This is a genomic window from Hydrocarboniphaga effusa AP103 (assembly GCF_000271305.1).
GTDB lineage: Bacteria > Pseudomonadota > Gammaproteobacteria > Nevskiales > Nevskiaceae > Hydrocarboniphaga > Hydrocarboniphaga effusa.
In genome coordinates, this window is sequence record NZ_AKGD01000002.1 from 499,427 (window position 1) to 524,951 (window position 25,525).

Below are 25,525 nucleotides of genomic sequence, written 5' to 3' on the forward strand. Positions count from 1 at the left end.
GACGCCTTACGCCTCACCCTCACCCCTCACGGAAAAAGCATGCACACGCTTTCAATCTCCGAACTGTCGGCTGGCCTTCGCGCCAAGCGATTTTCGTCGCGCGAGCTCACGCTGCACTTTCTCAAGCGTATCGAAACGCTTGATCCGCAACTGAATAGTCTGATTACCGTCACCGCCGAGCGCGCCCTGGCGCAGGCCGATGCCGCCGATGCGCGGCTGGCGTCGGGCGATGCCACCGAGCTGACCGGCATCCCGCTCATCCAGAAGGACATCTTCTGCACCTTGGGCGTGCGCACCTCGTGCGCCTCGAAGATGCTCGACAAGTTCATCGCGCCGTACGACGCGACCATCGTCGAGAAGCTCGATGCGGCCGGCATGGTCATGCTCGGCAAGGCCAACATGGACGAGTTCGCGATGGGCTCGTCGAACGAAACCAGCTGGTACGGGCCGGTCAAGAACCCCTGGGACACGCAACGCGTGCCGGGCGGCTCGTCGGGCGGTTCGGTCGCCGCGGTTGCCGCGGGCCTCGCGCCGATCGCCACCGCGACCGACACCGGCGGCTCGATCCGCCAGCCCGCCGCGCTGACCAACCTGACCGGCATCAAGCCGACCTACGGCCGCGTTTCGCGCTACGGCATGATCGCCTTCGCCTCGAGCCTCGACCAGGCCGGCGTCGTCGCCCGCTCGGCCGAGGACTGCGCCGGCGTGCTGCAGGCGATGTCGGGCTTCGACGTGCGCGACTCGACCAGCGTCGACCGTCCGGTCGACGACTACGTGTCGGCTCTGGGCCGTGACATCAAGGGCCTGCGCATCGGCCTGCCGAAGGAATACTTCGCCGAGGGCCTGGCGCCGTCGAGCCGCGAGCGCATCGACCAGGCGATCGAGACCTTCAAGAAGCTCGGTGCCACGTTCACGGAAATCTCGCTACCCAATTCGCCGCTGTCGGTGCCGACCTATTACGTCGTCGCGCCGGCCGAGGCGAGCTCCAATCTCGCGCGCTTCGACGGCGTGCGCTTCGGCCACCGCGCCGAGGGCGTGAAGTCGCTCGAAGAGCTCTACAAGCGCAGCCGCGGCGAAGGCTTCGGCAGTGAGGTGCAGCGCCGCATCATGATCGGCACCTACGTGCTGAGCCACGGCTACTACGACGCCTACTACCTGCAGGCGCAGAAGGTTCGCCGGCTCATCTACGAGGATTTCCGCCGCGCTTTCGAGTCCGTGGACCTCGTGCTCGGCCCGACCGCGACCGACGTCGCCTTCAAGCTCGGCGAGAAATCCGACGATCCGGTGTCGATGTACCTCAACGACATCTACACGATCGCGGCCAACCTCGCGGGCATTCCGGCCATGTCGCTGGGCTGCGGCTTCGTCGACGGCCTGCCGGTCGGCCTGCAGCTGATGGGCAATTTCTTCGACGAGGGACGCCTGCTCAACGCGGCGCACCAGTATCAGCAGGCGACCGACTGGCACCAGCAGTCGCCGGCAGCGTTCAAGTAAGGGGCAACAGCAATGGGAGTCAATGAAATTCGGGAAGGCTGGGAGGCCGTCATCGGCCTCGAAGTGCACTGCCAGCTCAGCACGAAATCGAAGATCTTCTCGGGCGCGGCGACCGCTTATGGTGCCGACGTCAATACGCAGGCCGATCCGGTCACGCTCGGTTTTCCGGGCGTGCTGCCGGTGCTCAATGCCGACGCGGTGCAGATGGCGGTCAAGTTCGGCCTGTCGGTCGACGCTCAGATCGCCGAGCGCTGCGTGTTCGCGCGCAAGCATTATTTCTATCCGGACCTGCCGAAGGGCTACCAGATTTCGCAGTACGAGCTGCCGATCGTGTTCAACGGACATCTCGACGTCGAGCTCGGCGAGGGCATCGCCAAGCGTATCGGCATCACGCGTGCGCACCTGGAAGAGGACGCCGGCAAGTCGCTGCACGAGAACTTCGTCGGCGTGACCGGCATCGATCTCAACCGCGCCGGAACGCCGCTGATCGAGATCGTCTCGGAGCCGGACATCCGCACCGCGGCCGAGGCGGTGGCGTATCTGAAGAAGCTGCACCAGCTCGTCGTCTACCTGGGCATCTGCGACGGCAACATGCAGGAAGGCAGCTTCCGCTGCGACGCCAACGTCTCTGTGCGCCGCAAGGGCGCCGAGAAGTTCGGTACGCGCACCGAGACCAAGAACGTCAACAGCTTCCGCTACGTCGAGAAGGCCATCGAGTACGAGATCGAGCGCCAGATCGAGGTGATCGAGTCGGGCGGCAAGATCGTGCAGGAGACGCGCCTGTTCAACCCGGATACGGGCGAGACGCGTTCGATGCGCACCAAGGAAGACGCCAACGACTACCGCTACTTTCCGGATCCGGACCTGCTGCCGGTGGTGGTGACCACCGCCGACATCGAGCGCATCCGCGACGCGATGCCCGAGCTGCCCGAAGCCAAGCGCAACCGCTTCGTCGAGCAGTACGGCCTGCCGAAGTACGACGCCGGCGTGCTGACCGCCGAGGCCGCGCTCGCCGATTACTACGAAGCCGTGGTGAAGGCCTCGAAGGCCGACGCCAAGATCTGCGCGAACTGGGTCATCGGCGATCTGCTGGGCCTGCTCAACAAGCAAGGCCTGACGCTCGAGACCTCGCCGGTTTCCGCCGCCGCGCTGGCCGGGCTGGTCGCGCGCATCGCCGACAAGACCATCAGCGGCAAGATCGCCAAGGAAGTGTTCGAGGCGATGTTCGCGGGCGAGGGCAGCGCCGACGAGATCATCAAGGCCAAGGGCCTGGTGCAGATCACCGACGAAGGCGCGATCGCCGCGGCGATCGACGAGATCATCGCCAAGAACCCGGGCCAGGTCGCGGAATATCGCGGCGGCAAGGACAAGCTGTTCGGCTTCTTCGTCGGTCAGGCGATGAAGGCGACGCAGGGCAAGGCGAATCCCGAAGCCTTGAACCGGCTGCTCAAGGAAAAGCTGGCGGGCTGAGAAAGCGGTGAATCGGCTGCTGCGCTCGGCATCTCGCACGAGGCGGTGCTCGAAATCCTCACGTACTGCCCGTACGCTCCGCCGATGGCTTACCGGCGAGTGACACAGAGTCACTCGCCGGCCGGGACCATCGCCCTGTGCTCCGTCCTCGCGCGACCTGCCTCCGCTCGCAACGCTGATTCGCCGCTTTCTTGAGTTCAGCCTTTATCGGTCGCGCCCGCTAAACTGCGCCGCATGACCATCAAGAACCCGCTGCTGAGCTACGCCTTCGACAACCACGTCGCCCACGGGGCGATCGTGCATATCGATGAGGGCGTCGCCGACTTCTTTTCGCACCGCTCGCATTCCGCCGATGTTGCCAGGCTCATGCGCGAGGCGATGGCGGCGATGCCGCTGCTCGCCACGCACCTGCGCTTCGAAGGGCGCATCAACCTGCAGTTCCAGGGCGACCGCCGCATGGAGCTGCTGGTTTCGCAGATCGACCATCACCTCAACGTGCGCACGATGGCCAAGGGTCCGGCCGATCTTTCGGGCGGATTCACCGAGCTGCTCTACGGCGGCATTCTCGCGCTGATGCTCGAGCCCAACGCCGACAACGTGCCGGCGAGCCAGGCCATCGTGCTGATCGAAGGCGAATCGCTTTCGCAGGCGCTCGAAGGCTATTTCACGCGCTCGGAGCAGCTGCCGACGCTGCTCAGGCTCGCGGTGCGCGGAGACAAGCTCGCCGGCTTCATGCTGCAGCGCATGCCGCTCGAAAGCGCCAACGGCAACGAGGCGGATTGGGAGCATCTGCTGACGCTCGCCTCGACGCTCGGCGACGACGAGCTGCTCGACACCGACGGCGAAACGATCCTGCGCCGGCTGTTTGCCGAGGATCCGGTGCGCAGCTTCGAGCCGCGCTCGGTGGAAGTGATCTGCCGCTGCAGCCGCGCGGGCATCTCGCGCATGCTGCTGTCGCTCGGCCAGCAGGAAGTCGACGAGATTTTGCAGGAGCAGGGCAAGGTTAGCGTGACCTGCGAGTTCTGCGGGCAGGAGCACGTGTTCACGCCGCACCAGGCGCACGAGCTGTTCAAGGCGGCGGACGAGTCGGGGCCGGATTCCGAAATCCGGCACTAGCGGTCAGCGCAACTCGAATTCGCAGTCCTCGGGCTCGCAGAAATCGCGGTAGTCGCAGGTCAGCTCGCTACCGGCGGGCAGGTCGCGCGCGGCGACGTATTCGTTGCGCTCGGCGATCCAGAGCGTCGAAGGCTGATCGGCGTGGTTCATGTAGCGGGAGTCGTCGGCGCAGTAGTACATCGCGCCCGTGAGCCGGGCCTCGCCGCGTCCGCGGAAGCTGTAGCGCAGCACGCTCTCGCGCATGGGCTCGGGCAGGGCGCGCACTTCGGCATCGGACATCACCATCACGAAGCGCCAGTCGTAGCGGTAGACCGGCTCGCCGGCGCGCAGATCGCGCGCGCAGTACAGGCCCAGGCCTTCGATCGGGCTGCGGTCGACGTAATGCGCGACCAGCAGCATCAGCCGCGCCTCGCCGCGAGTTCGCGCGTGATGAACGGCAGCACGCCGATTTCGGCGATCAGGTGCCGCTGCACGGCCTCGGGCAGGCGATCGAAGTCTTCGATCACGCCGCGGCAGTTCATCGACCTGCATCCACATTCCAAAGTCCACGAATTGTCTTCCAGCATGGTCGTGGAATAGTCGAAGCTGATCTGCTCGTCCCGGGCGATCTCGCGGACGGCGCGCAGTTCGAGATCGGCCGTGAGTCCGCCATTCGGATCGCAGGAGTGATTGCAGAACACATGAGGCTCGTCGAGCAGCACATAGCGGTCGAGGTCGACCTGCAGCGGATAGCCGGGCGTGAAACCCAGGGCATCGAGCTCGTCGCCCGTGTAGCGTCGTCCGGTGAACCGCAGCACGGTCTCGCCCTTGGCGAACGGCCGCGCCGCGTAAACGCCGCGGCCGTAACGCGCCGGGGCGACGTAAACCCCGCTGTCGGTGGCACCGTCGGTTCCGCGGTGGGTGTCGGGGTGGGCTGCGGACGGGCTTTCAGCGCTACGCAAGGGCAGGTCTGACATGGATGGCGTCGACGATTGGCAGCGGGAGATCGAGGAATGAGCAGGGACATTATGGGGGCTTTCGGCGTCGCGGTGATCATCGTGATCGCGGCCAAGACCATCGCCTGGCTGGTACAGAAAAAGCTGCGCAATGCCGGGCTCGTCGATGCGATCTGGGCCTGGACGCTCGGCCTGCTCGCGGCGTTCTACGCGGCCATCGGCCCTGGCGATTCGTCGCTGCGCCTGGCGCTCGCACTGATGGGCGCGACCTGGGGCGGGCGGCTCGGCACCCATCTGTTCATCCGCAACTGGGGCCAGCCCGAAGATTTCCGCTACGCCCACTTTCGCCAGAAATGGGGCGACAAGGCCGACTTCAACATGTTCTGGTTCTTCCAGTTCCAGAACGTCTTCACCTTGCTGCTCTCGTCGATGGCCTTCGTTCCGGTGGCCTGGCGGGCCGATGCGCCGCCGGCGGTCTGCTGGCTGCTCGCGGCCGTGATCTGGCTGGCGTCGATCGTCGGCGAAGGCATTGCCGATACGCAGATGGAACGCTTCCGCGCCGACCCGCGAAACAAGGGAAAGGTCTGTCGCGACGGGCTCTGGCGCTATTCGCGGCACCCGAACTACTTCTTCGAATGCCTGCACTGGCTGGCCTACGTTCCGCTCGCGATCGGCGCGCCCTGGGGCTGGATCAGCCTCGGCGCTCCGTTGCTGATGGCCTGGATGCTCACCAAGCTCTCGGGCATGCCGATGCTCGAAGACGAGATGGCCAGGCGCAAGCCCGGCTACGCGGAGTACAGGCGCACGACCAGCGCGCTGGTTCCGCTGCCGCCGAAGTCTTCCTGATTTTCATTGCTTCATCACCGACAAGAAAAAACAGCGAATGAACGTCATCGATTTATGCGAGCGCGGCTTGATTCCCGATACGCTCACGCGCCTGGGCATGCGCCAGCTGATGCGCCGCCGCCTGAGCGACGAAGCCGCTCACGACGGCGAGCTGCGCTCGCGCCGCTTCAACGAGTTTCTGAGCGAGCTGCGCGCGAGCCCGATCGCGATCAATACGCAGGACGCCAACACGCAGCACTACGAAGTGCCCGCCGAATTCTTTCACCTGCACCTCGGGCCGCGTCTCAAGTATTCGTGCTGTTTTTACCCGAGCGGGCGCGAGACGCTCGCGCAGGCCGAAGAGCACATGCTCGCGCTCTACGCGCAGCGCGCAGGCCTCGTCGATGGCCAGCGCATTCTCGATCTCGGCTGCGGCTGGGGTTCGCTGTCGCTGTGGCTCGCCGAGCGGTATCCCAATTCGCAGATCGTCGGCCTTTCGAATTCACATGGGCAGCGCGAGTTCATCGAGCGGCGTGCGCGCGTGCTCGGCCTCGGCAACCTGCGCATCGTCACCGGCAACATCGTCGAGTTCGAATTTCCGGCCGCCGGCATCGAGGCCGGCTTCGATCGCGTGATCTCGATCGAAATGTTCGAGCACATGAAGAACTACGGCCTGCTGCTCGCCAAGATCGCGCGCTGGCTCAAGGCCGAAGGCAAGCTGTTCGTGCACATCTTCGCGCACAAGCTGCTGGCCTATCACTTCGAAGTGCAGGGACAAAGCGACTGGATGAGCCAGTATTTCTTCACCGGAGGCACGATGCCGTCGGAGAATCTGCTGCTGAATTTCCAGGACGATTTGCGCATCGAGCAGCAGTGGTGGGTCGACGGCCGCCACTACGAGAAAACCTCCAATCACTGGCTCGCCGGCATGGATGCGCAGAAGGATGAGATCCTGCGCGTGTTCGCCCCGACTTATGGCGATCGGTCGGCGCTCTGGTTCGCGCGCTGGCGCATGTTTTACATGGCCGTGGCCGAATTGTTCGGCTACGCCGATGGCAACGAATGGGGCGTTGCGCACTATCGTTTCGCCAAGAGATAAGGAGCGTCTCATGAGAACCCTGCTCGCCGTCCTGCTGGCTGCCGTCAGCACGTTCGCATTCGCGCAGCCGCCGCAGCCGAATGCGAAATCGGAGCGCTTCTACGGCTACGCCTACGATCTCAAGAGCGGCCGCTATCTCTACACCGAAGTGCACGAGCAGATCGTCGAGCAAGGCCGCTGGGTGCGCGGGAGCATTCGCTACTTCGATGCGAAGAACCGGCTCATGGGCAGCAAGACGCTCGATTTTTCGCGTAATCCGTTTGTCCCGGTCTACGGTTTCGAGCTGCCGCCGCAAGGCTTCTCCGAAGCGATCCTGTCGGTCGAAGGCGACCGTGTGCAGATGCGCAAGACCAAGAAGGGCAAGACCGAAAACAAGGCAATCGACATCGGCCCCGACACAGCGGCCGACTCGGGTTTCCACAACTATCTGCTCGCGCATTTCGACGATCTGATGCAGCGCAAGCCGTTCGCGTTTCGCTTCGTCGTCGCGGGCAATCTCGATGCGTACAGCTTCCGCGCCAAGCGCATCGAGGATGGCGAGTTCGAAGGCCGCGCGGCCGCGCGCTTCGTCGTCGAACCCGATTCGGTGCTGCGCTGGCTCGTCGATCCGCTGCAGCTGAGCTACGACCCGGTTTCTAAGAAGCTGCTGGAATATCGAGGAATCTCGAACGTCCATGATCCGGCCACCGGCAAGGCCTACAATGCGCGCATCGTGTACCCCGCCGAACCGCCCGCAGACGCGCCCAAACCGTTGCCTGCGCTGAGCGATTCCGGGGGCTAATCCCGAATCTTCGGTGACCCTTCGATGAGCCTTCTATCGCTACGCCCCCTGTTGCTGTTCGCGCTGCTCGCAATCGGCAGCGCCCATGCCCAAGGCACCGAAAAACCCGACACGCCGACGCTCGACGCCGCGCTCAAGACGGCGGTCGAGCGCAAGTCGCCCGTGCTCGTCGATTTTCACGCGCCCTGGTGCTACTCCTGCTATTTCATGGCCAAGCACGTGCTCGTCGGCCCGAAGTGGGAGGCTGTCGAACGCAAGACCGTGGTCGTCGAGCTCGACGCCGACAGTCCCGAAGGCGCGTACTGGAAGACGCTCTGGGGCGTGAAGGCGCTGCCGAGCTACGTGATCCTGAAGCCCGATGGCGCCGAACTCGGGCGCATCCTCGCCGAGCAGCGCCAGGACGAGTTCTTCGCCCAGGTCGACGAGATCCTCCAGCGCAGCTCCACGCTCGACGATCTCAAGGCGGCTGCGGCCAAGCCCAAGGGCCTCAAGGCGGCGCGCGAAGCGCTGGACACCTATCACGCGCGCTACGACGCGAGCGGACTGGCCTGGTATGCGAGCCTGCCCGAGGCCCAGCGCAAAACCTATGACGCCGATGCGGGCGTACAGCTGCTGCTCGCCCGGCTCGAGTTGCTGCGTGCCTCCAAGGCCGTTGATGCGCAGGCCTGCGCCGCGGTCGCTCCGCAGGTGCTCGCGGGCGATCTGGGCTGCGAGCGTCCGTACGAGCTCGGCCGCTGGGACAGCTGCACGCAATCGCAGCCGGCCGGGCAGCGTAAGACGGTGTTCGAAAGCCAGCTCGCGCCGATGCAGAAGCTCGTCGACGAGCGCGTGTTCGGCAAGGCTGCGCTGTGCGCCGACCAGCGCAGCGCCGTGCTCGGCCTGAATGACGTCTACGCCGGCCTCGGCCGCAAGGCCGAAGGCGAGGCGGTGCTGCGCAAGGCCGCCGACGCGCTCGCCAGGCAATCGGCCAAGCTCGGCAGTGATCGCAACCTCGCCGACAACTGGCGCGTCTACCTCGAAGTGCTGCACGACGACGCCGGACTCGACGCGCTCTATCCCAAGCTCATCGCCGCGTACCCGGACGACTACGTCTACGCCTATCGTTACGGTCGCAACCTCGTCGAGCGCGGCGAGCCGGCCAAGGCGCTGCCGTATCTCGAGCAGGCGGCCGCCAAGGCCTACGGCCAGAACCGGCTCAACGTCGCGGCCCAGCGGGTGAAGGCGCTCAAGGCGCTCAAGCGCGAGCCCGAGGCCCGGAAAGTCGTCGCCGAGGCGCTCAAGGCCAACGGCCCGTGGTTCCCGGAAGACGCAGCCAAGCTCAAGGCGCTGCTGTAAGTGTTTTTACGCAGGGTGGGTTAGTGGCGCAGCCGCGTAAGCCACCGTCGATACGGCCGAAGCATGGCGGGTTACGCGCTCCGCGCTAACCCGCCCTACGGGCTGATCTGCCTTCGCGTTCGGCATCAGGCTTGCGCATTACCGGCCGCGCCGGTCCAATACGCGCCCCGCCGTCAACGCCGATTCGCCGTGACCAGCCAGCCTGAAACCACCGCCCGCCTGCTCGTGACCTGTCCCGACAGGCCCGGCATCGTCTCCGCGGTGACCACTTTTTTGTATCACCACGGCGTCAACATCACCGAGCTCGACCAGCATTCGTCGGACCCGAGCGGCGGCAAATTCTTCCTGCGGCTCGAATTCCAGACGCCCGACCTCGACGTCTCGGGCGAGGCGCTCAAGCGCGCATTCGGCGAAGTGGTGGGCCAGCGCTTCGAGATGGACTGGCGCATCAATTTCGCGGCCGACAAGCCGCGCATGGCGATCCTCGTCTCCAAGCACGACCACGCGCTCATGGAGCTGCTCTGGCGCTATGCGCGCGGCGAGCTGCGCGTGGAGATTCCGCTCGTGATCTCGAACCACCCGGACCTGCGCGCCGCGGTCGAAGGCTTCGGCGTGCCGTTCAAGCACATCGCGTTCTCGGCCGAGACGCAGCAGGCGGCCGAAGCCGAGATGCTCGCGGCGCTGGACGGCCAGTGCGATTTCGTCGTGCTCGCGCGCTACATGCGCATTCTCTCGGGCGAGTTCGTGAAGTACTACACGAGCCGCATCGTCAACATCCACCACTCGTTCCTGCCGGCGTTTCCGGGCGGCGATCCGTATCAGCAGGCCTACACGCACGGCGTGAAGCTGATCGGCGCGACCGCGCATTACGTGACGGCCGAACTCGACCAGGGACCGATCATCGAGCAGGACACGGCGCGCGTTTCGCATCGCCACTCGGTGGACGATCTCAAGCGCCTCGGCCGCGACATGGAGCGCCAAGTGCTCGCCCGCGCGGTGCGCTGGCATGTCGAGGATCGCATCATCGTGTATGGAAACAAGACGGTGGTGTTCTCGTGAGTTTTAGAGAAAAGCTCTTCAGCAATCCCAAGCTGTTCAAGCGGGTGATGTCGCTGTACCCGCCGTTTCTCGGCGCCGGCGTGCGCGTGACGCACGTGGCAGACGATTTCTCCGAAGTCGTCGTCGAGCTGCGCATGAACCCGTTCAATCGCAACGCCTTCGGCACGCACTTCGGTGGCAGCCTCTACGCGATGACCGATCCGTTCTTCGCGCTGATGATGTTCGCGCGGCTCGGCAAGGGCTATCTGGTCTGGGACAAGTCCGCGCAGATCGATTTCGTGCGTCCCGGAACCGGTGTGGTGACGGCCAGCTTCAGGCTCAGCGAGGAGCAGTTCGCCGAAGCGCGCGCAGCGACTCAGGGCGGCGACAAGTTCGAGCCGGTCTATCAGGTCGAGGTCAAGGACGCCAAGGGCAAGGTCGTGGCGCGCGTGAACAAGACGCTGTACATCCGCCTGCGCAAGGAACGGTAGGGGCTCGGGTCGCGCTGGACGCGGCCTGACGAGGCTCTCAGAATCGGCCCACGATCGGGCGATCGCCCAGGGAGAGCCGACATGAAAATCTTCAAGGGCGCGCTGGCCGTGCTCGTGCTGTTGATCGGGTATCTGCTGCTTTGGCCCGTGGACGTCGACCCGGTGGCCTGGACGCCGACGCCGCCTCCGCCGCCGACTCAGGGCGACCAGCTGCGCTCGGTGCAGCGCATCGGCACCGCGCTCGACGGTCCCGAAGGCATCGCCTTCGATGCGAATGGCCTGCTCTACGCGGGCACCGCCGACGGGCGCCTGCTGCGCATCGACGCCAGCAAGGGCGAATGCCAGGTGCTCGACAGCACCGGCGGACGGCCGCTGGGGCTTGCGGTTGCGGACGATGGCGGCCTGTTCATCGCCGATGCGCGACGCGGCCTGCTCAAGCTCGATGCGGCCGGTAATCTGAGCGTGCTCGCGAGCTCGGCCGAAGGCGTCGATTTCGGCTTCACCGACGATGTCGACGTGAGCCGCGACGGCCTCGTCTACTTCACCGACGCGTCGAGCAAGTTCCACTACGGCGAGCAGCTCGACGACGTGATCGAGCACGGTCGCCATGGGCGCTTGCTGCGCTTCGATCCGACGAAGAACGAAACCGAAGTCCTGTTGCAGCAACTGCCGTTCGCGAACGGCGTCGCGCTCGGGCCCGATCAGCAATCGCTGGTCGTCGTCGAGATGTCCGAATACCGGCTCACGCGCTACTGGATCGCGGGCGAGAAGGCCGGTCAGCGTGAAGTGTTCGCCGACAATCTGCCGGGCTTCGCGGACAACCTGAGCTTCAACGGGCGCGATCGCTACTGGGTCGCCATCTACGGGCCGCGCGATGCGACGCTCGATTCGCTGCTGCCGAACGCCTTCGCGCGCAAGATCATCGCGCGCCTGCCGGGCTTTCTGCGGCCCAAGCCCAAGCACGAGGCGCATGTGATGGGCTTCGATCTCGACGGCAAGCTCGTTGCCGACTGGGTGTATTCGGACGCCGATGCCTATGCGCCGATCACGAGTGTCGAGGAGCGTGACGGCTGGCTCTATCTCGGCAGCCTGGAGGCGCAAAGCCTCGGCCGCATCCGGCTCGAGGACGCGCTGTCCGGCCAGTCCAAGGCGCCCGAGCCGGCGATGGCGATCGATTGCTGAGACGATCGCCGCAAAAACCCAATTCGCTGTCGTTCGCGCGAAGGCGGGAATCCAGAGTTTGTCGGAGCATCGGGGGCTCCGCATTCGCCTACCGGGACGTTCTCCGATGAACTTCGACGACTACCGCCGCCACGATGCCACCGCGCTCGCCGAACTCGTCGCGAGCGGGCAGGTGAGCGCCGCCGACCTGCTCGCCACCGCACAGGCCCGGCTCGAAGCCGTCGAACCGCGGATCAACGCGGTGCCGATCCGCATGGCCGAGCAGGCGCGGCGGCAGCTCGCAGAAGGCCTGTCGGGCCCATTCGCCGGCGTGCCGTTTCTGATCAAGGACATCGCCCAGGATTACGCGGGCGTGCCGACGACGATGGGCTCGCGCGCGCTGCGCGATTTCAAGCCCGCGCAACACGCCGAAGTCACGCGCCGCTTTCTCGAGGCCGGTCTCGTCGTGTTCGGCAAGACCAGCACTCCCGAACTCGCGCTCAAGGGGCGCACCGAGCCGCTGCGCTGGGGCGCGACGCGCAACCCCTGGGATTTGCAGCGCACGCCGGGCGGCTCGTCGGGCGGAGCGGCCGCGGCGGTGGCGGCCGGCATCGTGCCGATGGCTGGCGCCAACGACGGCGGCGGGTCCATTCGCATTCCGGCCGCATGTTGCGGGCTGTTCGGGCTGCGGCCCTCGCGCGGCCGCGTGCCCTGCGGCCCCGGTGCCGGCGAAATCTGGGAGGGCGCTTCGAGCGACCTGGTGGTGTCGCGCAGCGTGCGGGACAGCGCGCGCATGCTCGATGCGCTGCAAGGCCCCGACATCGGCGCGCCGTTTCACATCGAAGCGCCGCGGGGATCGTATGCGCAGAACGCGCAGCAGGAGCCCGGCAGGCTGCGCATCGCGGTGTGCACGCGTTCCCCGCTGGGCCTGCCGGTGGATGCGCAAATCGTCGCGGCGATCGAAGAGACCGCCAGGCTGCTCGAGTCGCTCGGCCACAGCGTCGAAGCCGCGGAGCCCGAGATCGACGGCATGGGGCTCGCCAAGGCCTACCTGACGCTCTACTTCGGCCAGGTCGCGGCGACGGTCGCCGAAATCAGAACGCTCACGGGTGCGAGCGAGTCCGAATTCGAAGCCGAAACGCGCACGCTCGCCTTGCTCGGCCGCAGCATCAGCGCCGGCGAATACGTGGCGCGCAGGCGCGACTGGAATCTCTACGCGCGCTCGCTCGGCCGCTTCTTCGAAGACTTCGACCTGTACCTGACGCCGACGCTCGCGAGCCTGCCGCTGCCGATCGGCAGCGATGCCTTGCCGCGCTGGCAGCAAGTCGCGCTGGGGCCGATTCTGGGCCTGGGTCTCGGCAAGTTCTTGCTCAAGACCGGCATCGTCGACGAACTCGCGGTCGAAAGCCTCCGGCATGTGCCGTTCACGCAGCTGGCCAACCTCACCGGCACGCCGGCGATGTCGGTGCCGCTGCACTGGAGTCGCGAGAGCCTGCCGATCGGCAGCCAGTTCATCGCGCCGTTCGGGCGTGAGGATCGTTTGCTGCAGCTGGCCGGGCAGCTCGAGCGTGCGATGCCTTGGTTCGATAGAACGCCGGGAGACGAGAGACGGGGAACGGGGGACGCATGGAAGAGTGCGCGCGATCTGGACCGGCTTGCAGATGATGAGGCGCCTTCGGCTTCAACGTCTCCCGTCTCCCGTCTCCCGGCTTCAAAGCGTCGACTTGAAGAAACTCCACGCGATCTCGCCGGAATCGACGTCGAGATTGGTGCCGCCGAGCGTGTAGGCGATCACCGGCCGCACGATCGCCAGGCCCGGCCAGACGTGCCCCGAGTTGGCGAACACGTATTGCTCCGAATGCGTGCCGCCGCGGCAGCCGCCGCGCACGCGCTTCTCGACGCTGTCGCTGATCCGGGTCACCGTCGTCTGGCGCGAACAGCCGGCGCGGTCGGCCCAGAACGCGAAGCTCGCATCGGCCGATAGCAGTGCGGGCTGCGCTTCGCCGCGCTTGACCACGCCTTCGCCCTGGCCGGCGAACGGAATGATCGGGTCCTTGACGCCATTCATCGCGAGCCAGGGCAGGGCGCTCGTCGAGCGGCAGGCGCGCGCCTGAGCGGCGGGCAAATTCGAGATCACGCTCGCGCCCGCTCGCAGCAAATCGCCGGCTTCGCAGGCCAGGTGCATGACCATGAAGCCGCCGTTCGAAGCGCCGATCGCGAACACCGCGCGCGGATCGCCGCCTTCGTTGAGCACCAGCGATTGCACGACGTCGCGTAGGAATTGCACGTCGTTCGCGGTCGAGGCCTTGTCGCCGGCGATGGTGCTGCCGCGGCCATCGTTCCAGTGCTTGTCGATGCCCTGCGGTGCGACGAGCATGAAGCCTTCGCGCTGGGCGAGCGTCGGCAGGCTGGTCTGGCGCCAGACCTCTTCGGCGGTCTGCGTGCCGCCGTGCAGCAACAGCACGATCGGCAGCTGCTTGCGCGCCGCGGCCGGTTTCTGCACCCAGTATTCGCGCTGCAGACCACCCGAGACGATCCGGCGCGCCTGCGCGGTTTGCCAATCGCCCTTGGCCGGCAAGCGCCCGGCCGCGTCGTGGGCCTCGATCATGCGCGGTACGCGGGCGGCGAGACAGCCGCTCAGCAAGGCCGTACCGATCACCCAGAGCGCGAGTCGGGACAGGCGCTTGATCGCCATCAGCCCGGAAGCCGCAGCGTGACCTTGCCGCCGCCCCAGTCGGAGCGGCCGAGGTCGATCTGGCCATCGTAGGCGACCACGAGATCGTAGACCGCGGCTAGGCCGATGCCCTGGCCCGGAATCTTCATGTCGGCGCGCACGCCGCGTTCGAGCAACTCTTCGGCGTCCTCGGGAAAGCCCGGGCCGTCGTCGCAGACTTCGATGAACGAGGTGCGGCCGGTGACCTGCACGCTGAGCCGGACGCGCCCGTTGCCGTATTTGGCCGCGTTGTCGAGCAGGTTGCCGATCAGCTCGAACAGGTCGCCGCTCTCGGCCCTCACACGGGTGTTCGGATCGACGTCGATGTCGATCTGCACGTTGCGGCTCGCGTAGACCTTGGACACCGCGCTCGCGAGCTTCTCGGCGAGCGGGCGGATCAGCACGGGCTCGGCCAGCGTGCGACGCCCGGCCGCTGCGGCCTTGCGCAGCTGGTAGCCGGTGATCTGCTGCATCGACTGCACCTGCTCGCGCAGCGTGTGACGCATCGGATCGGTGATCTGCGGCTCGTCGACGATCCCTTGCACGACCGCTAGCGGAGTCTTGAGGCTGTGCGCGAGATCGCCGAGCGCGTTGCGATAGCGCGTCTGCTGGTTGCGCTCGTTCTGGATCATCGCGTTGAGCCCCTGCGTGAGCGGGCGCAACTCGTCCGGATATTCGGACTGGATTTCGGGCTGATGGCCCATTTCGATGCGACGCAGCTCGAGGATGAGCCGGCGCAGCGGCGACAAGCCCCATTGCAGTGTGAGTACCTGCACGCCGAGCAGGCCGAGGCTGCAGACCGCAAGCCAGGTCCACAGTGCGCGACGATAAGCCTGCAGCTGGGCGCGGAAGCTCGAGGCGTCCTCGATTACCATCACCGTGTAGCGGCGCGGATCGTCGGACTGATCGATCCAGCGCAGACCGAAACTCATCGCGAAGGCGTCTGGATTCTTGAGATGCTCGAAATGCCATTCGTTGACGCCGGGCATGGTCGGGGCCGCCGGAATGTCACCAAAGGCCACCGAGCGCCAGACCGGAATGCCGCTCTCGTTATAGAGCACGGCCTGCAGGCTCGACGCCGAACTCGTGAGCCGCTGGTCGGGCACCTTGGAGGTGGAGATGCTGAGCTCCCCGGCCGGATTCGGCGCGGTGGCGGCGATCAGCGAATAGACGATGCTCTCGAGCTTGTCTTCCTGTGCCTGCCTCGCGCTTTCGCCGAAGGCGCTTTCGAGCGCCAGGCCGGTGAGCACGAAAAACGCGGCCAGGACCAGCGAGGCCGCGAGCAGCAGGCGGGTGCGCAGGGAACGCGGGCGCAGCAAGCCGCGAGCCTCGCGCGGCGACAAGACCCGGCCACCGAGCCGGGTCTTGTGCGCCGGCGAGGCTCGCCGGGATTCCAAGTCAGGAGCTACGCCCACCCAGCCCTCGGGCTCAGGTCTGGGCTTCTACGGTGGCTCCGCGCGGCAGATCCCAGCGGTAGCCGGAGCCGCGCAGCGTCGTGATCGGATTGAGCGTGGCTTCGGGGTCGAGCTTGCTGCGCAGGCGGCGGATGAAGACTTCGATCACGTTGCTGTCGCGCTCTTCGTCTTCGGCGTAGAGATGCTCGGCGAGCGTCGCTTTCGACACCACCTGGCCGGCATGCAGGATCAGGTATTCGAGCACCTTGTATTCGTAGGCGGTCAGGTCGACGCTCTGGCCGTGCACGAACACCGTCTTGGCAGTGGTGTCGACCGCGATCGGGCCGCATTCGAGCATCGGCTGGGCCCAACCCCCCGAGCGGCGCAGCAGGGCGCGCACGCGCGCCAGCAGCTCCTCGCGATGGAAAGGCTTGACCAGGTAGTCGTCGGCGCCCGCTTCGAGGCCTTCGACCTTGGTCTGCCAGCCGTCGCGGGCGGTCAGGATCAGGATCGGGAACTGGCGGCCGGCCTTGCGCGCTCGGCGAATGATCTCCACGCCGCTGATGCCCGGCAGGCCGAGATCGACGATGGCGATATCGACCGGATATTCCTCGGCCATGTACAGGCCGTTCTCACCGTCGCCTGCGACATCGACGGCAAAGCCCTCGTCGGCGAAGTACTGGGAAACCAGGCCGCGCAGGTGCGGATCATCTTCAATGACGAGAGCTCGCATTTATTTCCCTTTCTGTCTTTGCAATATCAAATGGCCCGGGTCAGCTGCCCGGTACGAAGACCACTCGAACGTCGCCGTTCTTCAATAGTTTGACTCGATAACCGTCGGCACCGCGGTCGACCGTCAGCACCCGGCCACCGCCGTTCTGCTGCTGGGCGACGCGGGCGGCGTCCGACGGCGAGAGTCGCTCGCGCTGTGCTTCGCCGCCGCTGATCAATCCATCCGGAGCCAGACGCCCGTTGCCCAGGGCATCGAACGCCCGAGCCTCGGCGGCGCAGAGCCCGCAGAGGGCGAGGCACAGCACGGCAATGGAGCGTTTCGACGAGGTCATGTGCAGATGATGACTACGAAGCCCTCGCTTCCGATCTCAGTACCGAGCCGGCCGCACGTCCACGTTCACCGCGATCCGGTTGCCCGGGTCGTAGGGCATGGTCGTGTGATACACATTGCCGTTGTAGCGGTAGGTGACGTCGTAGCCTTCGACCCGATCTTCGAAGCGACGATCGTCGATGGTCTGGCAACGGGTTTCGTAACCGGTGCGCATGGCAGCCGGGCGGCGATATTCGCCTGCATGGCTACCAAGGCCGGCACCGACCACGGCGCCGATGCCGGTGGCCACCGCGCGGCCGCTGCCGCCACCGATCTGATGGCCGGCGACGCCGCCAATGATGCCGCCGAGAATCGCACCGGCCGCATTGTTGCCGGCAACCGGCGCGGGCTCGCGATACGTCACCTGCTCGTCCCAGCACTGCTGACGCGGCTGGCTGACGGCGACCTGGCGAATGATGGGACGCGAGCTGACCACCTGCGCGAAATCGGTGCTGCTCGAATAGGCGCCGTTGTATTCGTTGCCGTATTGGGCGCCGTAGGCGCGATCGTCATAACGCTCGTACGACTGGCCGTAGTCACGATCGTCGTAGCGATCGCGATTGCCCGCAGCGGCGGGAAGGGACGCAAAAACACCGGCGACCGCCGCAGCGATCGTCAGGTATTGGGTGGGGAACGCACGAGCCCGGGAAGGCATGAGGTCACGCATTGTCTGCTCTCCTGTGAGCATCCAGCTGCCGCAAAGACGGCTAGCTTGGCGCGACTCTAGGCCGTTCAGCTTAATTAGGCCTTAACTTTTTTGTAGCGTTTTCTAAACCTTAGCGGCGACTCGAACGATCGGTCAGCGCCCATTGGCGGTCGAGGTGGCGAAGCGCTTGAGATTGTTGGGCGAGAAATAGCCGGCGTTGGCCCACCAGTCGTATTCGATGGTCTTCTTCTCTTCGTTGGTCAGGTTGATGACCACGTAGCGCCGCGATTGCAGGTCGTAATGCACCTGTACGCCGTTGACCATCACCGGCACGTTGGCGAAGTTGATCGCATGCGATTCGGCCGTGCGCCAGAACTGGTTGCGCTCGTCGTAGATGTCCTGCGCGAGCACGATCCAGCTGTCCTCGTCGAGGTAGAACACACGCCGCTTGTAGCGATGGCTGGTTCCGGCCTTGACGTTGGCCTCGATCACCCAGACGCGGTGCAGCTCGTAGCGCGCGAGATCCTGGTTGATGTGCCCGGCCTTGATGATGTCCTTGTACTTGAGCTGGTCGCTGTAGAGGCGATAGCTGTTGTACGGGACGAGCATCTCCTGCTTGCCGATCAGCTTGATCGTGTAGCGATCGAGCGGGCCGTTGAACATGTCGACCTGGTCGTGCGTCATCAGGCCGTCCTGCAAGGGATTGTCGTAGCCGACTTCGCCGATGCGGCGCGAACGGCCCTGGCCCTGGTTGTAGACCCAGACGCCGGTGATCTCCTTGATGCGGTCTAGCGGCACGTGCAGCAAGGTGGCCTCGCCAGCCTTGCTGGCCGGGGCGACGGTCTTGGTGAACAGATAGAGGTTCTGGTTGCCGAGTTTCTCGGGCGTTCCCTTGGGATCGTTGTAGGCGTAGGCGAGTTCGATATAGCTGCGCTCGACCACATAGTCGCCGCTCGGCGCGGTGATGGCCGAATTGACGTAGCCGCGAAAGCCGCGCGTGTTGTAGCGCATGATGTGATTCCACATCACCTCGGTGCCGTTCTTCGGAATCGGGAACGGGTAGCCGGCCGCCGCGCAGCAGAAGCCATAGCCGCTGTCGGTCAGTTCGACCGCCGTCGCGTTCTTCTTCGTCGCCTCGTAGAACCAGGCCGGATACGAGGCGTTCCGATGCGTCGGATACACCGGCATCTTGTAATCGTCGAAGGTCCTGAACAGCTGGCGGTGCCCCTCGCTGAGCAGGCTTTCGTACTGAGAGAGGTTTGCCCGCGTGATCGTGTAGAGCGGCTTCTCGCTCGCGTACGGGTTGTCTCCGCGCTGCATCTGCGCCTGTTCGAGCGGCTTCCATGGCGGAATCGTGCCGTCTGCGTTGCCCGCGGCTTCGGCGCCGATCGGCGTGAGCTTGCCGCCCAGTTCGGCGGCCTCGTCCGGCGAGACCTTGGCGAACGCGGAGCCGCAGCAGAGCGCGGCGCTGGCGATCGTCGTCAGCAGCGGCAGCCACCATGCGCCTCTCATTGCGTCCATTGCTTCTCCTCGGCACCGCTCGCGGGCGGACTGTGGCCGAGGCTGCACCTCAAGACCCGAGGCTGGACTGAACGGCCGGCCAATCGATGGCCAGCGGCCGACGAGGGGTGCTCGGCAATTGCCCGATGCGCTCGCGCAGCCTGGCGATGCGTTCCGGCGTGGTCGGGTGGCTCGCGAGCCAGGCCGGCGGCGCCTGGCCCTTGGACTCGGCGTCGAGCTTGGCGAACAGCCGCAGCATGCCGTCCGGATCGATGCCGGCCCTGGCGAGGCGTTGCAGGCCGAGTTCGTCGGCCTCGCGTTCGCTGTCGCGCGAAAAGCTCAGGCTGCTGAGCTGGCCGGCCGCGCTTCCGGCAATGCCGAAATCGCCGATCACGGCCGCGACGGCGAGCCGCAGGCCGGCTTCGCGCAGCATCGCGCGCAGGCTGTGGCGTTGCTCGACGTGCTCGATCTCATGTGCGATGACGCCTGCGAGTTCGTCGGCGCTGTCGGCCGCCAGGATCAGGCCGCTGTGCACGACGACGATGCCGCCCGGAATCGCGAAGGCGTTGAGCGTGGGATCGCGCACGACGTGCCAGCGAAACGGATATGCCGAGCCTTCGGACAGGCGAGCGCCGATGGCTTCGAGCGCCGCGTTCGCCGGCGTGTCGGTGATGAGATCGAGCCCAGCCTTCTGCTGATCGAAGAACCAGTCGCCGAGCTTCACTTCCTGTTGCAGTGGAACGAAGCCCGCGAGCCAGCCGCTCAGCGGGCGCGCGGCCACAAACAGCGCGACGAGCAACAGCAGCGGCAGCGCGAGCCAGAGCCCGATCGCGGACAGCCCAAGCCCGCGCCGCATCGAGCCGCGTCGCCTGCTCGCGAGCAGGCCGGCGACGGCCTCGCGCAGCCCGGCCGGCGGCTCGTGTTCGATCGCGGCGATCGCGGCCGCATCGTCGAACAGCAGCGCCCAGTGCCGATCGCCCTCGCTCCAGCTCAGCTGCCAGTGCTTGCCGTCGAAACCGGCGTAGCGCAGTTGCAGCTGGCTGTTGGTCGGCGCGAGGTGGCGGCCGTCCTCGGTGGTGATGCGCAGGCCGATGTCGTCCATCGCCGCAAAGACCGCGCTGCCCGCGGCCGGCTGCTCGGGGCCGAACAGCCGGCCCGGGATCGAAAGCAGCACGGAATGGATTACTCGTCGTCGCCGAGCAGGCCGCCGAGCAGCCCGCCGCCGACCACGCCGGCGCCGAGCATCGAGCCCTCGTCGCGGCTACGCCCACCCATCGCCGGGGCGGCCATGACGATGCGATTCGCCATGCGCGACAGCGGCAGCGACTGCAGCCAGACCGTGCCGGGGCCCTGCAGCACCGCGTAGAACAGGCCTTCGCCCGAGAACAGGGCCGACTTGAGCTTGCCGACGTACTGGATGTCGTAGCTGACCGTCTGCGTCAGCGCGACGATGCAGCCGGTATCCACGCGCAGGGTTTCGCCGGGGCGCAGGTCGCGCTTGTAGAGCGTGCCGCCGGCGTGCACGAAGGCCAGGCCGTCGCCGTCGAGGCGCTGCATGATGAAGCCTTCGCCGCCGAACAGGCCCACGCCGAGCTTGCGCTGGAAGGCGATGCCGAGCGACACGCCCTTGGCCGCGCACAGGAAGGCGTCTTTCTGGCAGATCAGCGTGCCGCCGACGTCGGGCAGCAGCACCGGAACGATGGTGCCCGGGTAGGGCGCGGCGAACGACACCTTGCGCTTGCCCTGGCCCTGGTTCGAGAACACGGTGGTGAACAGGCTCTCGCCGGTCACGAGCCGCTTGCCGGCTCCGGCAAGCTTGCCCCAGAAGCCCTTTTCCTGCGCCGAGCCGTCGCCGAACACGGTGTCCATGACGATGCCGTCTTCCATGAACATCATCGCCCCGGCTTCGCCGACCGCGGCTTCGCCCGGGTCGAGCTCAACCTCGACGAACTGCATGTCGTGGCCGTAGATCTTGTAGTCGATGATGTCCATCGCCATCGGTGTTTCTCCGTTCTGGAACCGCGTCTTGATTGGGCTTGCGCTCAGAGCAGCCTGGCGAGCTTCTGCAGCGCTTCGGGCCGCGCGTAGGCCCTGAACAGCGTGCGCGCGAGCACCGTGGTGGTTTGATGCACTTCGTCGGGCGTCTGGTTGCGTAGCGCCAGGATCGCGGCTTCGAGCAGCGAGATCATCGCCCGCGACATCGGCTCCAGGGCGTCGCCGAGATCGAAGCTGCCCTGGCTGGCGCCCAGGGCGAGCACCTCGCGCACCGCGGCCTGGGCGCGGGCTTCGAAGTTGCGCTGGGCTTCGGCCAGGCGCACGGTTTCGGGCGTCGACGGCACCAGCCAGTAGCCGGCGACTCCGTTCTCGACGCGCGGATCGCGCAGCATGCGTTCGAAGCCCTGGAACAGCGTGATCACGCCGAGCATCGCGTCCTGCTGCGCCTGCATCGGGCTGATCACGTGCTCTTCGAAGATCGCGTGCAGCCGGTGCAGGCAGACCAGGAACAGGTCTTCCTTACCTTCGAAATGCCAGTACATCGCGCCCTTGGAGAGCCCCGAGGCCGCGGCGATATCGCCGATCGACACGCCTTCGTAGCCGTGACGGCCGAACAGTTCGAAGGCGCGATCCTGGATGGTCTTGAGCGTGTCGAACTGCGCGTGAGCGGGCTTGCGCGGCATCGGTCAGTACGGAGCGGGCGATAAGAGCAGGGACGCGATTATGCCAGCTGGCCGTTGGCGGCTCGCGCCGCACAAACATTTTTATGTGCGGCTAACCCCATTCGGCGAAGCGCCTCGTTTACAGCATCGAGTCCATGTTCCGGAGTTTTCCATGCTGCAACGATCCCTGCTGTCGGCCGGCGTCGCCGCCCTGGTGCTGTTCGCCGGTTGCTCGAGCTATTCGCAGAAGCCCGAGGCGGTCGAGCCGCTGCCGGCTCCGCCGTCACCGCCTGTTGCGACATCGGAGCCGGCGTCCGCCGCCGCCGACGCTCTGGCAGCCAATGCGATGAGCCAACGGCGCTTCGCCGCCGAATCGATGGCCAAGAGCGCCCGCACGATGGCGGTGATGCCGCAACCCGCGTATCCGGCGCCGATGCCGTCGGCCGAGTCGCGCGAGCGTTACGAAAAGCTCGACGCCAACCCGGTGCAGCGCGTCGCCGAGCATCCGGTGTCGACCTTCAGTGTCGACGTCGACACCGGCAGCTACGCCAACCTGCGCCGCTTCCTGCGCGGGGGCCAACTGCCGCCGAAGGACGCGGTGCGCGCCGAGGAACTCATCAACTATCTCGACTACGGCTACGAGGCTCCGCGCGATCGCGATACGCCGTTCGGACTGATCACCGAAATCGGCCCGACGCCGTGGAATCCGAAGACGCGTCTGCTGCACGTCGGCATCCAGGGCTGGGTTCCGCCCGGCGAGCGTCCGGCCGCCAACCTCGTGTTCCTCGTCGACACCTCGGGCTCGATGCAGAGCGCCGACAAGCTGCCGCTGGTGATCGCCTCGCTCAAGCTGCTGACCGCCAAGCTGCGCGCCCAGGATCGCGTCAGCCTGGTGACGTACTCGGGGCAGACGCAGGTGGTGCTCGAACCGACGCCGGGCGATCGGCGCGACAAGATCGCCGCGGCGCTCGAACGCCTGCAGGCCGGCGGCGGAACCAACGGCGGCGCAGGCCTGGAACTCGCGTATTCGATGGCGCGGCAGGGCTACATCGACAACGGCGTGAACCGCGTGCTGGTCGCCACCGACGGTGATTTCAACCTCGGCGTGACGAGCTTCGACGCGCTGCTGCAGCGCGTCCAGCAGCAGCGCAAGAGCGGCGTCGCGCTGACCACGCTCGGCTTCGGCACCGGCAACTACAACGAGCAGCTCATGGAGCGGCTCGCCGATGCGGGCGACGGCAATTACGCCTACATCGATTCGCTGTCCGAAGCGCAGAAAGTGCTCGTGCGCGAAGCCGGCGCCACGCTCACGACGATTGCGCGCGACGTGAAGATCCAGCTCGAATTCAATCCGGCGCTGGTCGCCGAATATCGCCTGATCGGCTACGAGAACCGCCAGCTGCGCCGCGAGGATTTTTCCAACGACCAGATCGACGCGGGCGACATCGGCGCGGGTCATCGCGTCACCGCGCTCTACGAGATCGCGCTCGCAGGCGAGGGCGGCGAGCGCATCGAGGCCTTGCGTTACGGTGCCGATTCCAGCGCCGCGCCAGGCAAGAGCGGCGAGCTCGCGCATCTGCGCCTGCGCTACAAAAGGCCGCAGGACGGCCAGCGGGCGCAGAGCCGTCTGATCGAGCGCGCTTTGACGCGCCATGACGTCGTGACGTCGCTGGCGTCGACGAGCCCGGCGTTCCGGCTGTCGGCCGCGGTCGCGGGCTTCGGCCAGCTGTTGCGCGGCTCCGAGTACCTGCAGGGCTTCGACTACACTGCGGTCGAGACGCTGGCCCGCAATGCGCGCGGCGCGGACGCCAACGGCGAAGTCGGCGAATTCATGCAGCTCGTGCAACTCGCCGACAGCCTGACGCCGCGCCAGAGTGCGCGCGCCGATCTGCCTGGAGAGTGATCGCTGCCCCCGATCGATGCCGCCGCCGAGCATGACGATGAGCTTGCGTCGGTCGAAGCCGATGCGCGCTCGCGTGCCGTCGATTCCGGCCCGACGGACGAAGCGCTGATGCTGCGTTACCGAGAAGGCGACGTGGCGGCGTTTCGGCTGCTGTATGGCCGGCATCGCGGCGGTGTCTATCGTTACCTGCTGCGGGGTTGCGGCCAGGAGGATCAGGCTGCGGAACTGTTCCAGGATGTCTGGGCCAATGTCGTGCGCTCGCGCGAACGCTACGAAGCCAAGGCGCGCTTTGCCACCTGGCTCTACACGCTCGCGCATCATCGGCTGATCGATCATGTGCGGGCCCGCAAACCGGTTACCGAAGCGCTCGACGACGACACGCCGATCGCCGCGCCATCGCAGCAGCAGCCCGATGCGCAGGCCGAAGCGGCGTCGCAGCGTGTGCGTTTGTTGCAGGAGCTGTCGCGCCTGCCGCTGGAACAGCGGCAGGCGTTCCTGATGAAGGAGGAAGGCGGACTGAGCCTGGAAGAAATCGCCCAGGCCACCGGTGTGGGACGTGAAACCGTGAAGAGCCGACTGCGTTACGCATTGGCCCGACTGCGCGAGGCGCTGACCGATGTCCTCTGATCCGCAGCTGCCGAGCGACGACGAGATCGATGCTGAGATCGAGGCCTGCCTGCGCGGAAACGATGCGCTGTCGAAGGCGTATCGCGCTGCCAAGCGCGAGCAGCCTGCGCGCGAAATCGACGAGGCCGTGCTCGCGTTCGCGCAGCAGGCCGTGCGCCCGCGTCGCAGCCTGCGGCATCGCTGGCGGGCGCCGCTGGCGCTCGCGGCCGTGCTCGTGCTGGGTTTGGGGCTCGTTCTGAATCTCTGGCGCGAGCCTGAAGTGCGTGGGCCTGCGTCGGCCAAGCCTTCTGCCGTGCTGGCGCCGGAGCCTGTGGCCGAAAGCGCGGCCGTCGATGAATCTGCCGTTGCGAGTGAAGCGTTCGCGCAGGGAAAAATAGCGCAAGAAGAACAGCTCGCAAAAAAGCAGGCGCGGCAGCGCGCGGAGCAGCACATGCACCAAGAACAAATGCAGCGCGAAGCCGAGCGTGCGGAATCGACAGGCGAGCGCGATCAGCGGCGAGCACAGATGGCGCGTGAAACGGCTCAGCGCAACGCGATGCAGGATGCCGCGCCGGCTGGTGTCGAAGCTTTGCCGCCCGCTCCGCCGCCACCCGCAGCGGCGCCTGCGCCGCCGGCGATGTCCGTTGCTCCGCGTGCGGCTTTCGCGCCCGACTCGGCGTCGCGTGCGACACCGCTCGCGAAGGCCGAACGCGAAGCCTTGCCGACTCAAGCGCTCGGCGCTACGCCGAACATGAAACAGAAGAACGCGCTCGTTTCATCGGGCTGGACATCGGCGCGCTTCGACGGCTTCGAACTCGGAACCGCAACGCGAGCCGATGTCGTCGCTCGCTACGGCGAGCCGGAATCACGGGGTGTTTCGGAGACGGATGATGCATCGGCCCCTGCACCGCGCCTGCATTACGACGCTTATCCGGTCCTGCCCGGAATCGACGGCCTCACCGAGTTCTACTACGAGCCGGTCAGCCAGCGCCTGCTCGGCGTTCGCGTGATTCTGAGCAAGCCGATGCCGGCGCAGCCGCTCGTCGATCAGCTTGGCTGGAGCGAGCCCGCGCAATCGCGCGAGTGGACGCATCCGCCTTGCGAAAGCGTGCTCGAGACGAAGCCGAATGCAGCGCCTGAAACAGAAGCGCCGCACTACGGGGTGTACCCGCAGCGCGGCGCTTACTTGTTCCAACCCGCCGGCCTGGTCGAGCAGATCGTCTACGAAGCCGAGTGCTCCTGGCCTTGAACGACGTCGG

24 protein-coding genes are annotated in these 25,525 nt (G+C 66.3%); 14 read left to right on the forward strand and 10 right to left on the reverse strand.

Features of this window, described 5'->3' with window-relative positions; translation table 11 throughout:
* Positions 1-39: 39 nt before the first annotated feature.
* The 3 genes from gatA to hslO all read left to right on the forward strand — a co-directional run bounded on the left by gatA (position 40) and on the right by hslO (position 4,080).
* A complete protein-coding gene (gene gatA / locus WQQ_RS13625) occupies positions 40-1,494 on the forward strand; it encodes an Asp-tRNA(Asn)/Glu-tRNA(Gln) amidotransferase subunit GatA (RefSeq protein WP_007185790.1) in 1,455 nt (484 codons plus the stop codon).
* Between the two features lie 12 nt (positions 1,495-1,506).
* Positions 1,507-2,964 carry an Asp-tRNA(Asn)/Glu-tRNA(Gln) amidotransferase subunit GatB gene (gene gatB / locus WQQ_RS13630; RefSeq protein ID WP_007185791.1) on the forward strand — a complete coding sequence of 486 codons (1,458 nt, stop codon included), beginning with the start codon at positions 1,507-1,509 and terminating at the stop codon, positions 2,962-2,964.
* 234 nt (positions 2,965-3,198) lie between these two features.
* On the forward strand, positions 3,199-4,080 hold the full coding sequence (gene hslO, locus WQQ_RS13635; RefSeq protein ID WP_007185792.1) for an Hsp33 family molecular chaperone HslO: 882 nt from the start codon (positions 3,199-3,201) through the stop codon (positions 4,078-4,080).
* A 3-nt stretch (positions 4,081-4,083) separates the two neighbouring features.
* Here the strand turns inward: hslO and WQQ_RS13640 are convergent, their stop codons facing one another.
* Together WQQ_RS13640 and WQQ_RS13645 are read right to left on the reverse strand one after the other, a co-directional pair.
* On the reverse strand, positions 4,084-4,479 hold the full coding sequence (locus WQQ_RS13640; RefSeq protein ID WP_007185793.1) for an SET domain-containing protein: 396 nt from the start codon (positions 4,477-4,479) through the stop codon (positions 4,084-4,086).
* The gene (locus WQQ_RS13645) at positions 4,479-5,036 is read right to left on the reverse strand and encodes an SET domain-containing protein (RefSeq protein ID WP_007185794.1); all 558 of its coding nucleotides are present in this window, start codon (positions 5,034-5,036) and stop codon (positions 4,479-4,481) included. Before WQQ_RS13645 ends, WQQ_RS13640 begins: the two co-directional genes overlap by 1 nt.
* 36 nt (positions 5,037-5,072) lie before the next feature.
* On the opposite strand from WQQ_RS13645, the gene WQQ_RS13650 reads away from it, so the two are divergent.
* The 8 genes from WQQ_RS13650 to WQQ_RS13685 all read left to right on the forward strand — a co-directional run bounded on the left by WQQ_RS13650 (position 5,073) and on the right by WQQ_RS13685 (position 13,729).
* Complete coding sequence (locus WQQ_RS13650; protein ID WP_237715062.1) at positions 5,073-5,861, forward strand: DUF1295 domain-containing protein; 789 nt, start codon at positions 5,073-5,075, stop codon at positions 5,859-5,861.
* A 37-nt stretch (positions 5,862-5,898) separates the two neighbouring features.
* Positions 5,899-6,939 carry an SAM-dependent methyltransferase gene (locus WQQ_RS13655; protein ID WP_007185796.1) on the forward strand — a complete coding sequence of 347 codons (1,041 nt, stop codon included), beginning with the start codon at positions 5,899-5,901 and terminating at the stop codon, positions 6,937-6,939.
* Between the two features lie 10 nt (positions 6,940-6,949).
* Positions 6,950-7,720, forward strand: coding sequence for a hypothetical protein (locus WQQ_RS13660; RefSeq protein ID WP_007185797.1), 771 nt, complete (start codon positions 6,950-6,952; stop codon positions 7,718-7,720).
* A gap of 24 nt (positions 7,721-7,744) precedes the next feature.
* Positions 7,745-9,055 carry a thioredoxin family protein gene (locus tag WQQ_RS13665; protein ID WP_083844555.1) on the forward strand — a complete coding sequence of 437 codons (1,311 nt, stop codon included), beginning with the start codon at positions 7,745-7,747 and terminating at the stop codon, positions 9,053-9,055.
* A gap of 189 nt (positions 9,056-9,244) precedes the next feature.
* Complete coding sequence (gene purU, locus WQQ_RS13670) at positions 9,245-10,114, forward strand: formyltetrahydrofolate deformylase (protein ID WP_007185799.1); 870 nt, start codon at positions 9,245-9,247, stop codon at positions 10,112-10,114.
* Entirely contained in the window at positions 10,111-10,584 is a 474-nt protein-coding gene (locus WQQ_RS13675; protein WP_007185800.1) for a DUF4442 domain-containing protein, read from the forward strand. The genes purU and WQQ_RS13675 overlap by 4 nt, the downstream gene beginning before the upstream one ends.
* 81 nt (positions 10,585-10,665) lie before the next feature.
* A complete protein-coding gene (locus tag WQQ_RS13680) occupies positions 10,666-11,766 on the forward strand; it encodes an SMP-30/gluconolactonase/LRE family protein (RefSeq protein WP_007185801.1) in 1,101 nt (366 codons plus the stop codon).
* A 106-nt stretch (positions 11,767-11,872) separates the two neighbouring features.
* A complete protein-coding gene (locus WQQ_RS13685) occupies positions 11,873-13,729 on the forward strand; it encodes an amidase (protein WP_007185802.1) in 1,857 nt (618 codons plus the stop codon).
* 710 nt (positions 13,730-14,439) lie between these two features.
* On the opposite strand, the gene WQQ_RS13695 is transcribed toward WQQ_RS13685, so the two are convergent.
* From WQQ_RS13695 to WQQ_RS13730, 8 genes are all read right to left on the reverse strand, one after another.
* Entirely contained in the window at positions 14,440-15,855 is a 1,416-nt protein-coding gene (locus WQQ_RS13695) for an ATP-binding protein (protein WP_237715063.1), read from the reverse strand.
* A 31-nt stretch (positions 15,856-15,886) separates the two neighbouring features.
* Positions 15,887-16,585 (reverse strand): response regulator transcription factor, encoded by a 699-nt coding sequence (locus tag WQQ_RS13700; RefSeq protein WP_007185804.1) that lies wholly within the window; start codon positions 16,583-16,585, stop codon positions 15,887-15,889.
* A 40-nt stretch (positions 16,586-16,625) separates the two neighbouring features.
* Positions 16,626-16,916, reverse strand: a complete 291-nt coding sequence (locus WQQ_RS13705) for a hypothetical protein (RefSeq protein WP_040454150.1) — start codon at positions 16,914-16,916, stop codon at positions 16,626-16,628.
* Positions 16,917-16,952: 36 nt separating this feature from the next.
* Positions 16,953-17,621: a glycine zipper 2TM domain-containing protein gene (locus WQQ_RS13710; protein WP_007185806.1), complete on the reverse strand. Its 669-nt coding sequence runs from the start codon at positions 17,619-17,621 to the stop codon at positions 16,953-16,955.
* Positions 17,622-17,753: 132 nt separating this feature from the next.
* Positions 17,754-19,121 carry a DUF1329 domain-containing protein gene (locus tag WQQ_RS13715; protein WP_007185807.1) on the reverse strand — a complete coding sequence of 456 codons (1,368 nt, stop codon included), beginning with the start codon at positions 19,119-19,121 and terminating at the stop codon, positions 17,754-17,756.
* Between the two features lie 49 nt (positions 19,122-19,170).
* Positions 19,171-20,274, reverse strand: a complete 1,104-nt coding sequence (locus WQQ_RS13720; protein ID WP_007185808.1) for a M48 family metallopeptidase — start codon at positions 20,272-20,274, stop codon at positions 19,171-19,173.
* An 8-nt stretch (positions 20,275-20,282) separates the two neighbouring features.
* Positions 20,283-21,098: a TIGR00266 family protein gene (locus WQQ_RS13725; RefSeq protein WP_007185809.1), complete on the reverse strand. Its 816-nt coding sequence runs from the start codon at positions 21,096-21,098 to the stop codon at positions 20,283-20,285.
* Positions 21,099-21,142: 44 nt separating this feature from the next.
* Positions 21,143-21,778 (reverse strand): TetR/AcrR family transcriptional regulator, encoded by a 636-nt coding sequence (locus tag WQQ_RS13730; protein ID WP_007185810.1) that lies wholly within the window; start codon positions 21,776-21,778, stop codon positions 21,143-21,145.
* Between the two features lie 151 nt (positions 21,779-21,929).
* Between WQQ_RS13730 and WQQ_RS13735 the strand changes: the two genes are divergently transcribed.
* The 3 genes from WQQ_RS13735 (at position 21,930) to WQQ_RS13745 (ending at position 25,515) form a co-directional block, all read left to right on the forward strand.
* A complete protein-coding gene (locus WQQ_RS13735) occupies positions 21,930-23,660 on the forward strand; it encodes a vWA domain-containing protein (protein ID WP_007185811.1) in 1,731 nt (576 codons plus the stop codon).
* Positions 23,661-23,768: 108 nt separating this feature from the next.
* On the forward strand, positions 23,769-24,287 hold the full coding sequence (locus WQQ_RS13740; RefSeq protein WP_007185812.1) for a sigma-70 family RNA polymerase sigma factor: 519 nt from the start codon (positions 23,769-23,771) through the stop codon (positions 24,285-24,287).
* The gene (locus WQQ_RS13745; RefSeq protein WP_007185813.1) at positions 24,277-25,515 is read left to right on the forward strand and encodes a hypothetical protein; all 1,239 of its coding nucleotides are present in this window, start codon (positions 24,277-24,279) and stop codon (positions 25,513-25,515) included. The genes WQQ_RS13740 and WQQ_RS13745 overlap by 11 nt, the downstream gene beginning before the upstream one ends.
* Positions 25,516-25,525 lie beyond the last annotated feature (10 nt).

What these genes read in the sequence shown, in the direction of transcription:
- WQQ_RS13735 (WP_007185811.1), top strand. Translation starts at nt 21,930, where the DNA reads ATGCTGCAACGATCCCTGCTGTCGGCCGGCGTCGCCGCCCTGGTGCTG.
- WQQ_RS13645 (WP_007185794.1), bottom strand. Translation starts at nt 5,036, where the DNA reads ATGTCAGACCTGCCCTTGCGTAGCGCTGAAAGCCCGTCCGCAGCCCAC.
- WQQ_RS13655 (WP_007185796.1), top strand. Translation starts at nt 5,899, where the DNA reads ATGAACGTCATCGATTTATGCGAGCGCGGCTTGATTCCCGATACGCTC.
- WQQ_RS13665 (WP_083844555.1), top strand. Translation starts at nt 7,745, where the DNA reads ATGAGCCTTCTATCGCTACGCCCCCTGTTGCTGTTCGCGCTGCTCGCA.
- gatA (WP_007185790.1), top strand. Translation starts at nt 40, where the DNA reads ATGCACACGCTTTCAATCTCCGAACTGTCGGCTGGCCTTCGCGCCAAG.
- WQQ_RS13745 (WP_007185813.1), top strand. Translation starts at nt 24,277, where the DNA reads ATGTCCTCTGATCCGCAGCTGCCGAGCGACGACGAGATCGATGCTGAG.
- WQQ_RS13650 (WP_237715062.1), top strand. Translation starts at nt 5,073, where the DNA reads ATGAGCAGGGACATTATGGGGGCTTTCGGCGTCGCGGTGATCATCGTG.
- WQQ_RS13715 (WP_007185807.1), bottom strand. Translation starts at nt 19,121, where the DNA reads ATGGACGCAATGAGAGGCGCATGGTGGCTGCCGCTGCTGACGACGATC.
- WQQ_RS13725 (WP_007185809.1), bottom strand. Translation starts at nt 21,098, where the DNA reads ATGGCGATGGACATCATCGACTACAAGATCTACGGCCACGACATGCAG.
- hslO (WP_007185792.1), top strand. Translation starts at nt 3,199, where the DNA reads ATGACCATCAAGAACCCGCTGCTGAGCTACGCCTTCGACAACCACGTC.
- WQQ_RS13680 (WP_007185801.1), top strand. Translation starts at nt 10,666, where the DNA reads ATGAAAATCTTCAAGGGCGCGCTGGCCGTGCTCGTGCTGTTGATCGGG.
- WQQ_RS13740 (WP_007185812.1), top strand. Translation starts at nt 23,769, where the DNA reads ATGCTGCGTTACCGAGAAGGCGACGTGGCGGCGTTTCGGCTGCTGTAT.
- WQQ_RS13705 (WP_040454150.1), bottom strand. Translation starts at nt 16,916, where the DNA reads ATGACCTCGTCGAAACGCTCCATTGCCGTGCTGTGCCTCGCCCTCTGC.
- WQQ_RS13685 (WP_007185802.1), top strand. Translation starts at nt 11,873, where the DNA reads ATGAACTTCGACGACTACCGCCGCCACGATGCCACCGCGCTCGCCGAA.
- WQQ_RS13660 (WP_007185797.1), top strand. Translation starts at nt 6,950, where the DNA reads ATGAGAACCCTGCTCGCCGTCCTGCTGGCTGCCGTCAGCACGTTCGCA.
- gatB (WP_007185791.1), top strand. Translation starts at nt 1,507, where the DNA reads ATGGGAGTCAATGAAATTCGGGAAGGCTGGGAGGCCGTCATCGGCCTC.
- WQQ_RS13730 (WP_007185810.1), bottom strand. Translation starts at nt 21,778, where the DNA reads ATGCCGCGCAAGCCCGCTCACGCGCAGTTCGACACGCTCAAGACCATC.
- WQQ_RS13700 (WP_007185804.1), bottom strand. Translation starts at nt 16,585, where the DNA reads ATGCGAGCTCTCGTCATTGAAGATGATCCGCACCTGCGCGGCCTGGTT.
- WQQ_RS13640 (WP_007185793.1), bottom strand. Translation starts at nt 4,479, where the DNA reads ATGCTGCTGGTCGCGCATTACGTCGACCGCAGCCCGATCGAAGGCCTG.
- WQQ_RS13710 (WP_007185806.1), bottom strand. Translation starts at nt 17,621, where the DNA reads ATGCGTGACCTCATGCCTTCCCGGGCTCGTGCGTTCCCCACCCAATAC.